Genomic DNA, 16,473 nt, shown 5'->3' with positions numbered 1-16,473 from the left:
TAAGAAAGCGCTATCATATAACAAAGGAGAATGCCCCTTGAAAATATTAAAAAATTTAACAGTTCAAGTCATCATCGGTATCATTCTGGGTATAGCAGTCGGTTTCTTCTTCCCTGCTTTCGGTGAGCAGCTGAAGATATTGGCAGATTTATTTATTAAAATGATTAAAATGGTCATTGCACCAATCATCTTCTTAACCGTCGTAATCGGAATTGGCGGTATGGGCGATATGAAAAAGGTTGGCCGCATCGGCGGAAAGGCCCTGCTCTATTTTGAAATCGTTACCACTTTCGCACTTGCCATCGGAATCATCGTGGTCAATCTGCTGGGACCTGGTAAAGGCTTTAACATCGATTCAGTCGAGGGCGGAGATGTATCACAATATACGACAGCCGCTTCCGAAACGGAACATGGCGCCGTTGCTTTCATTTCTAATATCATTCCTGATAATGCCGTTGCCGCACTGGCTGGCGGAGACTTACTCCCTATTCTATTCTTTGCCGTATTATTCGGATTATCCATGGCGGCAATGGGACCGAGAGTGCAGCCAGTCGTTTCTTTCTTTCAGCATATTGCCGACATTTTCTTCGGCATCGTCGGTATGATCATGAAAGTTTCTCCATTGGCCGCATTTGGAGCAATGGCTTATACAATCGGTAAGTTTGGCCTTGGTTCTTTAACCTCGTTAGGACAATTAATGGGCAGTGTTTATATCACAATGGCACTTTTCATCGTTCTTATCCTTGGCTCGATTGCAAAAATGTACGGCTTTAATATTTTCAAGTTCATTGCCTATATAAAAGAAGAGATCCTCTTAGTTTTAGGAACTTCTTCATCGGAATCCGCCCTGCCAAGCGTGATGAAAAAGCTCGAAAAATACGGTTGCTCAAAATCGGTAGTCGGGTTGGTTGTCCCAACCGGTTATTCTTTCAACCTTGATGGCACATCCATCTACTTATCCATGGCTGCGATTTTCATCGCCCAAGCCTATGGTGTCGATTTAAGCATCTGGCAGGAATTGACCCTTCTAGGAATCTTGATGTTAACATCCAAAGGTGCTGCTGGTGTAACGGGATCCGGTTTCATTACACTTGCTGCAACATTAGCTGCCTTCCCAATGATTCCAGTTGAAGGAATGGCGTTACTGCTGGGAGTCGACCGCTTCATGTCTGAAGCACGTGCCATCACCAATCTAATCGGTAACAGTGTCGCTACAGTGGTCATTTCTAAATCAGAAGGTGAATTCAATCCAAACCAGGCCATCTCAGGTGATATGAGTGAAGTGGCCGTCTCAACGGAAAAATAATCGAACACTAATGAAGAGGTGTGCAACTTGCACCTCTTTTTTTGTATTGCTCCCTTTCTATCAATTAGCCAATTTTCTATAAATAGCCAATCAAATAAATTTCAGAATCAGTGAAAAGTGTTTATACTTTTATGTAACAGGTAAAAGTATAAAGTTAAAAGTTTTAGTAGTTTGATGGATTTAACCAAATTAGGAGGTTTTATCATGAAGGATTACGGATTATTTATTAACGGTGAGTGGTCGGATTTTGGATTGGATAAAATTGAAGTGAGAAACCCGGCAACGGATGAAATAGTTGCCACCGTTCCTAAAGGCGGTGCAACTGAAGCGGCAAAGGCTGCAGATGCCGCATATGAAGCCTTTACGGGCTGGGCTGCACTCTCAGTCTACGAACGTGCTGAACTGATTTGGAAATGGCATCGATTGATTGATGATCATAAAGAAGAACTGGCAAAAATCATGACTGAAGAGCAAGGAAAGCCCCTTAAAGAAGCACTTGGTGAGATGACATATGCAAATGGCTTTTTATCTTGGTTTGCCGAAGAAGGAAAAAGGGTGTACGGCGAAACGATCCCTGCTTCCGTGTCCAATAAGCGGCTTTTCGTGACTAAACAGCCTGTCGGGGTTGTAGCTGTCATTACGCCTTGGAACTTTCCTGCAGCCATGATTACAAGAAAAGTGGCACCAGCGCTTGCCGTCGGCTGCACAGTCGTCATTAAACCGGCAAACCTGACTCCCATAACAGCTTTAAAAATGGCTGAATTAGCTGAAGAAGCTGGCATTCCAAAAGGAGTCATCAATGTCGTGACAGGAAAATCATCAGAAATCGGTGAAACATGGCTTCAAGATACGAGGGTCCGCAAATTGACGTTTACCGGTTCTACAGAAGTCGGTAAAACGCTTATGAGGGGCTCAGCTGACACGGTAAAGAAAATCTCGCTAGAGCTCGGGGGCCACGCACCAGCAATCGTTCTTGAAGATGCCGACCTTAATAAAGCGGTAGATGGCATCATCAGTTCAAAATTCCGTAACGCAGGACAAACATGCGTCTGTTCAAATCGCATTTATGTCCACGAAGCCATTCAAGAAGCCTTCATCGAAAAGCTCGTTGGCAAGGTAAAGGAACTAAAGGTAGGAAACGGACTGGAAGATGGCGTCGATATCGGTCCGCTTATCGATCAAAATGCAGTGGATAAGGTTCAAAAACAAATTGATGAAGCAATCAGCAGCGGCGCTAAGCTCGAAGCTGGCGGTAAATCAATAAGCGGCCTTTTTCTTGAACCAACCGTATTGTCCAACATTGATGACAGCATGCTCTGCATGAAGGAAGAAACATTTGGTCCGCTAGCTCCCATTGCCTCCTTTAAGACTGATGAAGAGGCAATCAAGAGGGCAAATGACTCCATCTTCGGTTTGGCAGCTTACGTCTTCACTGAAAATATCACCAAGGGCATCAAATTCACCGAGGCACTTGAATTCGGTATTGTAGGCTTGAACGATGGACTTCCTTCCGTTCCGCAAGCTCCATTTGGCGGATTCAAGCAAAGCGGGCTCGGCCGTGAAGGCGGACACCAAGGCATCGAAGAATTCCTGGAAGTAAAATATATTTCCTTAGGTTTGTAACCTATTTAGGAGCACTAAGAAAACGGGCCCGACTCAATTGAGTCGGGCCCGTTTTTTCATTCCAATATATCTTCTTCAAGCTTTTCCTCTTTTCGGATCCTGATGAATTTAACGATATTCAATACAATCGTTTTAACAACGGAGTAAGTCGGAACGGCCAAAATCATGCCGATGATACCGGCAATGTTTCCCGCGACGAGCAATAGGATGATGATGGTAAGCGGATGTGTGTTCAATTTTTTCCCGATGACTAGCGGTGAAATGAAATTACCATCCAATTGCTGAATGACCGTTACAACCAGAATGACCAATAACGCCTCGGTCGGTGAATGAATCAAAGCCACAATGACAGCAGGAGCGGCTCCGATAAACGGACCTACATATGGAATGATATTGGTTACAGCACCAATCAGCGCGAATAAGAACGCGTAAGGCAAACCAATGATTAAATACCCGATGAACGTTCCGATCCCGACAAACATGCAAACAAGCATCTGCCCTTGTATGTATGTAGTAAGAGTCCCGCCAGTTTCCTGAAGTACTGTCAAAGCTGGTTTTCTATAGCGAACCGGTACGAATTTCATAATGGCGGCCGGAAGCTTATCCCCATCCTTCAACATATAAAACAGGATGAAAGGAACCGTTACGACCACTAAAGTAATATTCGTCACTACGCTGAAAACGGAAGTTAAACTGTTCGTTATATTACTAGGTAAGTTCGTCAAATATTTTTGCAGCGAATCCCCTACTTCTTGCAGAGGTACATAATCTTGTTCCACCGTCCACAAAAACCATTTTGACTCCGCTGAATCTTCAATGAACTTCCTTGTTTGATTGAAATAATCCGGAAGGTTATTGAGTAAATCCGTAACCTGTTTGGAAAGTGACGGGCCAACCAGACCGACCAGTAAACTTATCAACCCAAGGAAAAATACGTAAAGCAATAAAATCGCCAATCCCCTTGGCATTCTCCTTTTAACGAGGAAATCAACGGTAGGGTTGAACAAAAAGTAGAGAAAACCCGAAATCAAGATTGGAAAGAACAATGTAGATGTAAAAATGACTATTGGTTCAAAAAGAAAAGAAATCTTTGTACCAACATAAAAAAGTAAAGACAATAGTAATAACTCTAACGTCCAAAAATGCAGTTTTTGCTTGAACAAATTATCTCCTCCACTATAAGCAATTCTATTTAACTCCCTATTTCTAAGGAAACAACATCATAAATGCGAAAAATCCTATGTATATAATCATTCATTGTTAGCAGTTTACCATATTTCTATAACTTGGATGAATAATTATATACAAAAATAAAAGAAAAAAGCCTAAAGATACAGTTCCCTATCCTTTTGATGGTTAAGCATCATTTTACACTTTAAATCTGTTATATGTCGCAGGAAAAAGAATCAATAGGATACATCATACAAATTACTTAGGAGAAATAATCTATTTACCTTTCAATATTCCATTGATGTGACGAAAGATTCATGGGTTTTCACCTATACCGGACACGGACCCAAATAAAAAAACCCCGCTGTATTGGCGGGGTTTTGAGTCTTATTTTTGATCTTGAAGAACCGCTTCAAGCATCGTACCGTTTTTAGCTAGGTTCGTATGCCATGAAAATGCTTTTTCAAGAATGTGCGGAGTTTGATGCCCGCCCGTTTGCGCAACAGCTTCAGTGAAGTATGCACGAAGCTGTTGACGGTAGTCAGGATGCGCACAGTTTTCTATGATTAACTCTACGCGCTCTTTTGGTGCCAAGCCACGTAAATCTGCAATCCCTTGCTCTGTCACTAATACATCCACATCATGTTCAGTATGATCCACATGAGAAACGAAAGGAACGATACTGGAAATCTTGCCGCCTTTTGCATATGATTTCGTTACGAAAATGCCTAGGCGTGAGTTACGGGCAAAATCTCCCGATCCACCGATTCCATTCATCATTCTTGTCCCAGAAACATGGGTCGAGTTCACGTTACCATAGATATCGCACTCTAACGCTGTATTGATTGAAATCAAGCCAAGGCGGCGGATGATTTCAGGATGGTTGGATATTTCTTGTGGACGAAGAACTAGTTTATCACGGTATTTTTCAAGCTCACCGTAAACTTGCTTCCCTTTTTCTTCAGCTAATGTGATCGAACAACCTGAAGCGAATTTAACTTTTCCAGCATCGATTAAATCAAATACCGCATCTTGCAGCACTTCTGAATAAACTTCCAAATCTTTAAATTCAGAATCAAGGAAGCCAGCGAATACTGCATTTGCCACTGAACCTACACCCGACTGAAGCGGAGCAAGACTTTCAGTTAAACGGCCAGCCTTGATTTCTTCACGAAGGAAGTTAATGAGGTGGTTGGCGATTGTTGCAGTTTCTTCATCCGGAGGCACGATTGTAGAAGGTGCATCAAGATCTGTAGAAATGACGATTCCCATTACTTTTTCAGGGTCAACCGCAATACCGATCGATCCAAGGCGATCGCTAGCTTTAGTCATAGGAATCGGTTCGCGTTCCCCTTGTTTTGCTGGTGTATATATATCATGCATCCCTTCCAATCCTTCTGGATGGGACACGTTCAATTCAATGATTACATGTTTAGCTTCTTGAACGAATATGGCTGAGTTACCTACAGAAGTTGTCGGGATGATCAATCCTTCTTCCGTAATCGCCAATGCTTCGATGATTGCAAAATCTATAGGTCCGACAATGCCTTGACGAACTTGTTCAGCAGTATGAGATAAATGCTGGTCCACATAAGTGACTTCATCAGCATTTATTTTATTGCGAATGCCTTTATCCGCTTGGAACGGCAAACGTTTGTTTATGATACCGGCTTCCGCCATATGTTGATCGACTTCCGGTCCTAATGAAGCACCAGTATAAACGTCAACTTTGAATTTTTCAGTTTTTGCTTTTTCAACTAGAGCCATCGGAATAACTTTAGCATCACCAGCACGGGTAAATCCACTCATACCGAGTTTCATCCCATCTTTAATCCATGAAGCTGCTTCTTCCGCTGTAACTACTTTCCCCTTAAATTGTTCATTGCGAATTTTTTTGAAAACGCTTTCGTTCATACAAAAGACCCCCATTTTCGCTTTTCTTACACTTAATTTTACCAATCCTGTGTAATCGTCACATTCATTTTCGAATGAAAAGCCTTATATAGGGCATAAACCAGCATTTTATTCACACAAGGGAGAATCATTAAAATCCTAAAGCCCTCCTGAATTGACTTGCATACGTTTGACTGACCTGGATTTTAGAATTGTCTTTCATTATCAGTAAAAATGTAGAATGAAAATCGGGAAGGATTTCTTGAATATAGTTGATATTGACGATGTACGAACGATGCACACGAATGAATAAATCACTAGGTAAAATGAATTCCAATTCACTTAAGTTCATTTTATGAAATCCACTCACACGTTCGGACTGAATTTTAGTTTTCCTATTTTGAGCTTCCAGATACATGATTTCATCATATGGAAGCGGTATCCAGCGATCTTCCGTTTTAATGGTCAAAAATGATGTCGGTAAAATTAATGGCTTTGTTGGCAAGATGGCCGTAACCGCTCCTAAAGGATTGCCCTGGTCCATGATAGGAACACTCAGGCCATAGTAAGGTACGCCAAATACATTGCTTTCAACCTGCACCCCTATTTTTTTACGGACACTCAGTGCTTTATATGTCGCTGTGTTTTCACTGATTAAATCACCTGGTTTTATTCTTAAGTCGACTTGTTTGCTCGGTTGATAATAAATGTATTTTTCGGAATCAGCCACAGAAATTGAAGCATCCTTCGGTACAAATTCCCTGATGATATTTAAAACGGATTCGACCGTAAATTGATCCATTTCCTTTCACCTCTTAAAAGAACATATTAATAATTTCCCTATTATTCAACAGGGCATTCATGAATTAATTCATAGTTTTTTGGTAAACTTACATTTTTTTGAATTTTCTTTTCGTAAAATTAAAGAAAAATTGAAGTAACTAAGCGAAAAGCGTCGAAAAAAGCAAAAAAATCGTATTTAAATTTATATTCTTATTCATTATAGTTGGAAAGCTCCCCGATTTCCATGGGGGATTCAAGAAAAAAGTTTCCTTATATACTAACATTTAAATGCCATAGCGGAGGGTGGAACGCATAAAAAAAGCCGCTCTCCCCATATAGGTTAACGGCTGAAAGATTATTTTTTAAAACGGGGATTTTGAAACGAGGATTTTATTCTTAGAGATAGTATCTCCTCTAGATTTTTCAGTGGCAATTCCAATAAAAAGGGTCGGTCATCAGGTTGATATACATCCTCTGAAATGAGCGTATTAACGATCTTCTGTTTTTTTGCATTAACAATTCGGACCAGTCTCCCCATTTTCAGCTCCCTTTCTTAGCATCAACGGTATCCGGCACATTAGGCCGGACATTCAGATGTCATTTTTTAACGCATCATGACCTTCTTTCCCGGTACGGATATTCACAACATTCGCCAATTCATAAATGAAGATTTTTCCGTCACCTGGTTTACCTGTACTCAAGAATTTCCTTGCTACATCCACAACATCCTGAACTGGCACTTCACACACGACGATTTCTATTTTCATTCTGTCATGTAGTGACATTTCACGATTTCTGCCTCTATAGGTTTCCACATAACTTTTCTGAAGACCCGTTCCTTTTACTTCCGATACAGTCATTCCGCTTACCCCTATTTTTGCCAGTTCCGCTTTGAATTGTTCAAACTTGATCGGACGTGTAATGATTTCTATTTTCGTTAAAACCTCGGACATATGAGCAACCCCCTCTTAAATGGATTCGTGATAAGCTTTTTCTCCATGAAGTGTAAGATCAAGCCCCATTGACTCATCTTCTTCACTGACACGCAACGGCATGAAAAGGTTAATGACTTTAGCAACGATATAAGTGACCACTGCAACGAAGATATATGTCGCAATGATCGCTACAAGCTGCTTCCACAACAAGTTGAAATCTCCATAGAATAAACCATCTGCACCGTTTTCGTTAACGGAAGTGGTCGCGAATAAACCTGTAGCGATGCCACCCCATGTCCCGCCGATCCCGTGCAATCCAAAAGCATCAAGTGCATCGTCGTAACCCAGTTTATTCTTCAGGAAGTATACGCCCCAGAAACATACTGCACCGCCAATGACCCCGATGATGATGGAAGAGGCTGGGGTTACGAATCCGCAAGCAGGTGTAATGGCAACCAAGCCAGAAATAGCTCCGGATACCGCACCCAGCAATGTTGCCTTTTTATTAGCCATATACTCAACGATCAGCCAGCCTATAATACCAGCAGCGGCTGCAACAGCTGTATTGACGAATACATTCATCGCCACTTCATTGATTGTCAGTGCGCTTCCGACGTTAAAGCCGTACCAACCGAACCAAATTAATGATCCGCCAAGGAATGTTAAAGGAAGATTATGCGGTGCACTGTCTCCCGACTCTTTCCTTTTACCTAACATGATCGCTAAAACCAGACCTGCAACCCCTGAAGAAATATGAACAACGTTGCCGCCTGCAAAGTCAAGTGTCCCCAGTTCCGCCAACCAGCCGCCTCCCCATACCCAGTGTGCAACGGGAGCGTATACGAATAAAGACCAAAGGATCGTAAAAATCAGGAATGCTGAAAACTTCATCCGCTCGGCAATGCCACCTGCAATGACCGAGACGGTTAAAACGGCAAAAGTCATTTGGAATAACATGAACAAACTATGAGGAATTGTTTCGCTGTATGGTCCAGGTGCAAAGCCTACATCCTTTAAGCCAACCCAGTCCAGACCGCCCAGAAGTGTATTACCAGGTGAAAATGATAATGAATATCCAATCAGCACCCAAAGAATCGAAATGACAGCCAATGGCATATAACTATGCATTGCCGTATTCAGGACATTTTTACTTTTTACCATCCCTCCATAAAATAGGGCAATCCCTGGTGTCATTAACCAAACCATCATTGTCGCCAAAAACATGAATACCGAATCTGCCATTTGCATACTGTTTTTTCCCCCTTGTTTTTTGTTTATGTTATGTTTATTAACACTATTATGTTATATTTTTTATCATATACTTAATTTTCTAATAATTCAACTTAATTTTTATATTTTACTAATAAATGTTAGATTATATAACATCTCCATGAATAAAGGACCAGTAAATGTGATTTTTTTAGTTTAATCATTACTTTTCCACATCTTTACGACTCCATGGGTGTTACATTTCACCCTCCACTTATGTCCCACCTTGAAAAAACCACTAAAAAAAGGGCCCTCCTATTGAGGACCCTTCAATAAATATTCATTAACAGCAACGGGACACTTTCCCGCCCTTTGCGTTATACCGTTCATCCTGGGCTTCGCAGAAAAATTCTTTCCTGGTTTTCACGGGCTCTTCTGGATGATGCATTCTCATATGCGCCACATACGTATCATAACTTGGCACGCCGACGAGCAAACTGACGAATTGCTTTCTGTAGCTGAGAATTGTAATTATTCTTTTCAACATTGCCTTCCCTCCCTTATGACGACCTTGATACATAAGGCGTTTCATGTAAATCTATTTTCTGGTTCTTCAAGACTTTTATCCATAACCTAATGGCAGAAATCAGGACCGTGATCACCACGACCATGAAGATGGCACATAGGGCAGCATCCACATAATCATTGACGATAACCCGCTTCATCTCGGCCAGATTGGCTGCCGGAGCAAGAACTTCCCCGCTATCATAAGCCGCTTTAAATTTATCCTTATGTGCTAAAAAGCCAATTGCCGGGTTTTCGTGGAACAGCTTTTGCCACCCTGCCGTCATGGTCACTATCAACAAGAATGTAGTGGGCACAAGAGTGACCCATGTGTACGCTTTTTTGCCCATTTTGAAAAGGACCGTCGTCCCAAGCAGCAACGCAATGGCGGAAAGCATCTGATTCGCAATTCCAAACAATGGCCAAAGGGTATTGATCCCGCCAAGAGGATCAATGACCCCTTGATAAAGGAAGTACCCCCAACCGATTACACAAATGGCAGTCGCAATTATATTGGGCAGCCATTTATTCGTTTCGGCAAATGGTTTATAAAAGGTGCCGATGATATCCTGTATCATAAAACGTCCCACCCTGGTTCCTGCATCAATGGTGGTCAATATGAACAATGCCTCGAACAGGATCGCGAAATGATACCAGAACGCCATCAGGGACGCCCCTCCAATCACTTGCGAGAAGATATGAGCCATGCCGATAGCAAAGGTTGGAGCTCCTCCAGTACGGGATATAATGGTCTCTTCCCCAACATCGTCTGCAAGGCCGGTAATCATCTCAGGTGTCACAAGGAAACCCCAATCGGATATCGTAGCAGCCACTTGCGCTGGTTCCGTTCCCACAACGGCCCCCGGGCTGTTAATGGCAAAATAGATACCTGGCGTCAATACACAGGCGGCTATCATCGCCATGATGGCTACAAAGGATTCAGTCAACATCGCCCCGTATCCGATTGGGCGTGCATGCGATTCGCGTTCAATCATTTTAGGAGTTGTACCTGAGGAAACGAGGGCATGGAATCCCGATACCGCTCCACAAGCGATCGTAATGAATAGGAACGGGAATAAATTTCCGGAAAATACAGGTCCTGTTCCATCGATGAATTGAGTGACGGCAGGCATTTCAAGGCTCGGCATGACAATAAAGATACCAAGTGCAAGTCCGATGATCGTACCGATTTTCAAGAATGTGCTTAAATAATCGCGCGGTGCCAATAACATCCATACAGGCAAAACGGAGGCAACGAAACCATATACTATCAACATGATGGCAATCGTTTCCCCGCTGAAAGTGAACATTGGCGCCAATGTTGCGCTTTCGGCTACAAAGCGGCCGAAATATAAAGCGAGCATCAAAAGTATGATTCCGATAATCGATCCTTCTCCAACCCGTCCCGGCCTTATATAACGCATGTAAATGCCCATGAGAACAGCGATCGGTATCGTCGAGGCAATCGTGAACATCCCCCACGGACTGCCCACCAGCGCTTTTACGACAACCAGGGCAAGTACCGCTAATAAAATGATCATGATACCGAGAATACCGATCATCGCTATCAAGCCTGTAATCGGGCCAATCTCCTCTTTGATCATCTCTCCCAAAGATTTGCCGTTTCGGCGCATCGAACCGAAGAGAATGATGAAATCCTGTACGGCACCAGCCAATACAACTCCGACTACAAGCCATAGCGTCCCTGGCAAATATCCCATTTGCGCTGCAAGGATGGGACCTACGAGAGGTCCTGCTCCGGCAATTGCTGCAAAATGGTGGCCAAACAACACCCATTTGTTTGTAGGGACATAATCTTTCCCATCATTATTCGCTTCCGATGGAGTCTGGCGATTGTCATCTAGCTCAAACACTTTCCGTGCAATGAATTTACTATAAAAGCGGTATGCAATTGAATATACACAGAGTGCCGCAGTGACAATCCACATGGCATTGATGCTTTCCCCCCGGTTTAGCGCGACGAAACCAAAACTCACCGCACCCAATGCAGATATGACCCCCCAAAGAATAACCGACTTAAGCGCTTTCATTTTTTTTCCATCTCCTCTCTATTGATCTAGTATGCAACTATAAAAAACCTTCATTTATAAGGGGCCAGGGCTATATTTCTCCCCGTACCCATTAAATTTAAAGAATTTTATATATATTCTGAATTATATGTTACCATAAGGTTTATTAGCAATAGCAATTTAGTCAATTTGTAAAGTGTTTTCCATTATTTTGTCGATAATTACCTATTATCCCACCAATATGCATTTATGAATTCACACATTCTTTATAAAAATCGCACCAGGTAAAAAATCCCTTTTTGAGCATCATTAAATGAAACGGAAGTTGTCCTTGTTATGGGACCAACACAAAAAATGTGCGCCTGATGGCACACATTTTTTCTTTATCCTATCTGATTTTCCCTTAATGAACTGAGGTTTAGATCGTAATAAAAACCCCTCTGCCGCAACAATTCATCATGGGATCCTTTTTCAATGATCCTTCCTTCATCAAGTACAAGGATTTGATCACTTTGCTGAATTGTATTCAATCTGTGGGCAATGACAAAACTTGTCCTTCCCTCCATCAAGCGGTGTAATGCTTCCTGGATTTTAAGCTCGGTTATCGTATCTATGCTACTTGTCGCTTCATCCAAAATCAATAAAATGGGATCGGCTAAAATTGCCCTGGCAATCGATAATAGCTGGCGCTGCCCCTGACTTATTCCACTGCCATCTTGATTCAAGATGGTATCATATCGATCTGGCAGTTTCATGATAAAGGAATGGGCATTGGCAAGCTTGGCTGCATTCACCACTTCTTCATCTTCTGCCTCCAGCCGGCCGTAGCGGATATTTTCACGAATCGTACCTTGAAACAAGAAGGAATCCTGTAAAACGAAGCCCATATGCTTACGGAGACTGGACCTCGTCACCTGTTGGATATCCTGGCCATCAATCAATATCCGGCCGCTGTTCGGCTCGTAAAAACGGGCAAGAAGATTAATGATCGTGGTCTTACCTGCCCCCGTGGGACCTACAAGCGCGATGGTCTCCCCCTTTTTTGCATGGAAACTAACATCATATATCGTTTGCTCTTCATCATTATACGAAAAGGAAACACCCTCAAAGTCCACCTCACCGCGGACATCACGAAGTTCAGAAGCCTGTTTCTCATCCACTTCCTCTTCTTTTTCATCAAGTATGGCGAAAACCCGCTCAGCGCCGGCAACAGCTGAGAGGAGTGTATTGAATTGGTTAGCCAGGTCATTGAGCGGACGGGTGAATTGCCTTGAGTACTCGGTGAAGATGACAATTACCCCGATGGAAACCGTACCTATGCCACTCAGCGCCAAAAATCCGCCGACAGCGGCTATTACCGTGAAACTTAAGTTGTTCAGTAAATTCATCAGTTTTGGAATCAGCCCTGAGTATGATTGTGATAGAAATCCGGCTTTCTTTAAATTTTCACTCCGGATGATAAAATCACGGATCACTTTATCTTCCTGTGAGAAAGCCTTTACGATCCGTTGTCCGGAAATCGTTTCTTCTATAAACCCGTTCAGTTCTCCAAGGTTCTTCTGCTGTGCTTTAAAAAGCTTTCCCGTCCTGTTCGTTATCCACCTCAGACCGAAGAACATGAGAGGAACGATGAATAAGGTTAAAACGGTTAATAAAGGGCTCAAATATAGCATAACTCCAATCGTCCCGACCAGTGTCAGCACACTTGAAAAAATCTGGATGACGGAACTATTCAAAGTGGAACTGACATTTTCTATATCATTCGTGACCCTGCTCATCAATTCCCCATGCTGACGCCGGTCAAAAAAGGGAATGGACAGCTGGTGAAGCTTTTTAAATAATTGATTGCGCATTTCATAAACCGTATCCTGCGCGATTCCGATCATCCAATAATTCTGAAGCCACATGGATAGGGAATAGAATATATAGACTCCGAGAAGTCCGAAAAGAAGGCTGATCAGCCCCCCGCTATCTCTTGTGACAATATAATCATCAATGGCCATCCCAACAAGAAAGGGGCCAAGCAATCCCAAAACCGAGCTTATCAGAACCATGAAAAGGACACAAAATAGCAGGCTTTTATTCGTTGCTAAGTAGGGAATGATCCTTTTTATCGTATTCCAGGAGTTGACCGGTTTAGACTTTGCCTTATCGGGAGATATTCTTCGACTCAAGCGAAATCCCCTCCTCCCCAAACTGTGAGTGAACGATTTTTCGATAAAGATCGCTTGTTTGCATCAAATCCTGATGTTTCCCCAGCGCAAGGACTTGACCGCTTTCCAGCAACAAGATTTTGTCAGCCTCCATGGCTGTACTGATTTTTTGTGTAATGATGAGCGTTGTGCATGTATAGCCCTTTAAAGCGGCAAGCAATTTACTTTCCGTCTTCAAATCCAGCGCACTTGTACTATCATCCAGAAGGAGAATCTTCGGTTTGCGCACCAATGCTCTTGCGATCGATAAGCGCTGTTTTTGCCCTCCCGACAGATTCACTCCTTTTTGCCCTAACTGGGTTTCATATTGCTTCGGAAGTTTCATTACAGTCTCATGGACCTGAGCATGCATGGCTGCAGCCATGATTTCCTCCATCGAGGCACCTTCTTTTCCCCAAGCGACATTATTTTTTATGGTACCTGAAAATAGCAGGGCCTCTTGCGGTACATAGCCGATCCTGTTCCGCAGCGAATTCAAGGGAATATCTTTCAGATCCTGGCCATCAATTTGAATGGAGCCGCTTTCAACTTCGTATAATCTCGGAATCAGCTGAAACAGTGATGTTTTCCCTGATCCTGTCGCTCCTATGATGGCAAGCGATTCTCCCGGATCGATGGAGAAGGTCAAGTTTTTCAATATCGGGGTTTCGGTTCCAGGATAGCGGAAAGATACATCCAGAAACTTAATGCCTCCCCCATTGACGGCCCCACTCTTGCTTACCGCCTTACCTTCATCAATATCTATCGGGGTTTCAAATATTTCCGTCACACGTTCCGCTGAAGCCTTTGCACGGGAAATGACCATGATCAGCCATGAAAAAACGGAAAGGGATGCCGCAATCCTCGTGGCATAGTTGACAATCGCCACAACTTCCCCTACCTGTATATCTCCCGTTGTTATAAATTCACTTCCAAGCCAGAGAATGATCAGAATCGCCACATTCATGACCAGCATCAGCACAGGCATCGTCGTTTCAATTAAACGAAGGGAAGACACAGTCTTTCTTTTCAACTCTTCATTCGCATCATCAAATCGGCCGATTTCATGCTCCTTACGAAGAAAAGCTTTGATCAAGCGCATGCCTATCAGATTTTCCCTCATGACACCATTGACATTATCGAGTTTTTTCTGGACGAGCTTAAACAGCTTAGCCGCCCGTTTCATAACCCATCCCAAGAAGAAAACAAGAACCGGAATTGAAATGACCAAAACAAGGGATAATTTCAAATCGACCGCAATAGCCATTATCGCTCCGCCGATTACGATCAATGGCGCCCTCGCCATGATACGCAAGCCCATAAAAACCGTATTTTGAAGTTGGGTCACATCATTCGTCATCCTTGTTATCAACGAGGAAGTCGGGATATTATTCAAATTCGCAAAAGAAAACGCCTGTATTTTACCAAAAAGGCTTTTCCTGACATCATGTCCAAAGCTTTGACTTACATGTGATGCCGTAAAGGAATTAACAATCCCGCCAAGAAATGAAAAAACAGAAAGCCCAACCATGACACTTCCCCATTTAATCACCACCGATAAATCTTTCTGCAAAATGCCATCATCAATTATTTTTGCTATAAATAAAGGTTGTAACAGCTCTACCCCGAGCTCGACAATCATTAAGGATAAAGCAAGAATGATCAAAAGCCAGTAAGGCTTAAGAAATGAGGACAATTTTTTCATCTATGACACCTTCGATTCTCCATATGTAAATAGCATCTTTTCATCCTCTCATTATACATTTTTATACAGATTTTTTAAAAGATTTTAACTGTTTTAAAGCATTGGTAAATATCTTGAATTTTTTTTATAAATACCCTTGACAAATAACAGGAAATAAGCGAAAATTCTAATTGATAATGATTTTCAATTTCATTATTGATCTCTGAAATTTGATAAGCAATTACGATATTCTCTTATCGTACCCTTTTGATATTGTACATAGATACAATGTCGCCCCGGCTTCTCTGTGCCTAGTAAAATTATATGCTCATTAGCGAATGCAAGTCACTAGAATATTGCCCCCTCTTTATTCAAGTAATTTATTCACGTTGGAAGCATATTAGGCAGCCGGGGATTATTTTTTTCAACTATTAAATTTACATATATGATTAAAGGAGCAGGATGATCATGAAACTAGAAGATATCATTAAAGAACGGCGCAGCATCAAACGATTTAAGGACATTCCTGTTCCTATTGATACCATCCAATCATTATTGGAAACTTCAACATGGGCACCGAACCATAAATTGACCCAACCGTGGCGCTTCGTCGTGGTTCTGGGTGATAGCCGCTTAAAACTAGCAGAAGCAACCCGTGCATTCATGGAAGGCAAAGAGAAGGACCCTGAAAAGAAAAAAGCAGCCGGACAGCGAGGATATAATAAACTTATAGGTGTACCGATGTTTGTCGCAGTGATCATGGAAGAGAATCCGAATCCCATGACACGTGAAGAAGATTATGCGGCTACAAGTGCCTTGATTCAGAATTTCAGCCTGCTTGCCTGGGAACAGGGAATCGGGATGATATGGGAAACATACGGCATGATACATAGCATGGAGTTTCGTGAAGCTTTAGGCGTGAAACCTGGCGAGAAGATCGTGGGCAGCCTTCACGTTGGCTATCCCGATATGATCCCTGCCCCGCGTCCAAGGAACGCGATTGATCAACTCCTGACCATTATGGACTAACATAAAAGGAAAGCCTCCAATCTTCCATTTTGAGGCTCAGACTGTAGGCAAACTC

The 16,473-nt window shown here is 42.4% G+C and carries 12 protein-coding genes; 3 read left to right on the top strand and 9 right to left on the bottom strand.

The features are described 5' to 3' along the window. Positions 1 to 37: 37 nt before the first annotated feature. Complete coding sequence (locus tag ABOA58_RS02815) at positions 38 to 1,306, top strand: dicarboxylate/amino acid:cation symporter (RefSeq protein WP_350301115.1); 1,269 nt, start codon at positions 38 to 40, stop codon at positions 1,304 to 1,306. Between the two features lie 204 nt (positions 1,307 to 1,510). Then, positions 1,511 to 2,929, top strand: a complete 1,419-nt coding sequence (locus ABOA58_RS02810) for an NAD-dependent succinate-semialdehyde dehydrogenase (protein ID WP_350301114.1) — start codon at positions 1,511 to 1,513, stop codon at positions 2,927 to 2,929. Between the two features lie 56 nt (positions 2,930 to 2,985). Here ABOA58_RS02810 and ABOA58_RS02805 read toward each other — a convergent pair whose 3' ends face one another. The 9 genes from ABOA58_RS02805 to ABOA58_RS02765 all read right to left on the bottom strand — a co-directional run bounded on the left by ABOA58_RS02805 (position 2,986) and on the right by ABOA58_RS02765 (position 15,410). Further along, positions 2,986 to 4,092 carry an AI-2E family transporter gene (locus tag ABOA58_RS02805; protein ID WP_289348694.1) on the bottom strand — a complete coding sequence of 369 codons (1,107 nt, stop codon included), beginning with the start codon at positions 4,090 to 4,092 and terminating at the stop codon, positions 2,986 to 2,988. 394 nt (positions 4,093 to 4,486) lie between these two features. Next, complete coding sequence (locus tag ABOA58_RS02800) at positions 4,487 to 6,013, bottom strand: acetyl-CoA hydrolase/transferase family protein (protein ID WP_350301113.1); 1,527 nt, start codon at positions 6,011 to 6,013, stop codon at positions 4,487 to 4,489. A 130-nt stretch (positions 6,014 to 6,143) separates the two neighbouring features. Further along, positions 6,144 to 6,794, bottom strand: a complete 651-nt coding sequence (locus ABOA58_RS02795) for a LytTR family DNA-binding domain-containing protein (RefSeq protein WP_133351753.1) — start codon at positions 6,792 to 6,794, stop codon at positions 6,144 to 6,146. Positions 6,795 to 7,365: 571 nt separating this feature from the next. Next, positions 7,366 to 7,728 carry a P-II family nitrogen regulator gene (locus tag ABOA58_RS02790; protein WP_063235326.1) on the bottom strand — a complete coding sequence of 121 codons (363 nt, stop codon included), beginning with the start codon at positions 7,726 to 7,728 and terminating at the stop codon, positions 7,366 to 7,368. Between the two features lie 15 nt (positions 7,729 to 7,743). After that, positions 7,744 to 8,958: an ammonium transporter gene (locus tag ABOA58_RS02785; RefSeq protein ID WP_350301112.1), complete on the bottom strand. Its 1,215-nt coding sequence runs from the start codon at positions 8,956 to 8,958 to the stop codon at positions 7,744 to 7,746. Positions 8,959 to 9,262: 304 nt separating this feature from the next. Next, positions 9,263 to 9,466 carry a YbdD/YjiX family protein gene (locus tag ABOA58_RS02780; protein WP_133351748.1) on the bottom strand — a complete coding sequence of 68 codons (204 nt, stop codon included), beginning with the start codon at positions 9,464 to 9,466 and terminating at the stop codon, positions 9,263 to 9,265. A 13-nt stretch (positions 9,467 to 9,479) separates the two neighbouring features. After that, complete coding sequence (locus tag ABOA58_RS02775) at positions 9,480 to 11,534, bottom strand: carbon starvation CstA family protein (protein WP_350301111.1); 2,055 nt, start codon at positions 11,532 to 11,534, stop codon at positions 9,480 to 9,482. Between the two features lie 362 nt (positions 11,535 to 11,896). Further along, on the bottom strand, positions 11,897 to 13,687 hold the full coding sequence (locus ABOA58_RS02770; protein WP_350301110.1) for an ABC transporter ATP-binding protein: 1,791 nt from the start codon (positions 13,685 to 13,687) through the stop codon (positions 11,897 to 11,899). Beyond that, positions 13,662 to 15,410, bottom strand: coding sequence for an ABC transporter ATP-binding protein (locus ABOA58_RS02765; RefSeq protein ID WP_350301109.1), 1,749 nt, complete (start codon positions 15,408 to 15,410; stop codon positions 13,662 to 13,664). The genes ABOA58_RS02770 and ABOA58_RS02765 overlap by 26 nt, the downstream gene beginning before the upstream one ends. Positions 15,411 to 15,857: 447 nt before the next feature. On the opposite strand from ABOA58_RS02765, the gene ABOA58_RS02760 reads away from it, so the two are divergent. Beyond that, complete coding sequence (locus tag ABOA58_RS02760; protein WP_350301108.1) at positions 15,858 to 16,418, top strand: nitroreductase family protein; 561 nt, start codon at positions 15,858 to 15,860, stop codon at positions 16,416 to 16,418. Positions 16,419 to 16,473 lie beyond the last annotated feature (55 nt).

The sequence above is a fragment of the Peribacillus frigoritolerans genome (assembly GCF_040250305.1).
Classification (GTDB): domain Bacteria; phylum Bacillota; class Bacilli; order Bacillales; family DSM-1321; genus Peribacillus.
Note: the sequence above shows the minus strand (reverse complement) of the source record. Positions and strands in the feature narration are given on the sequence as shown.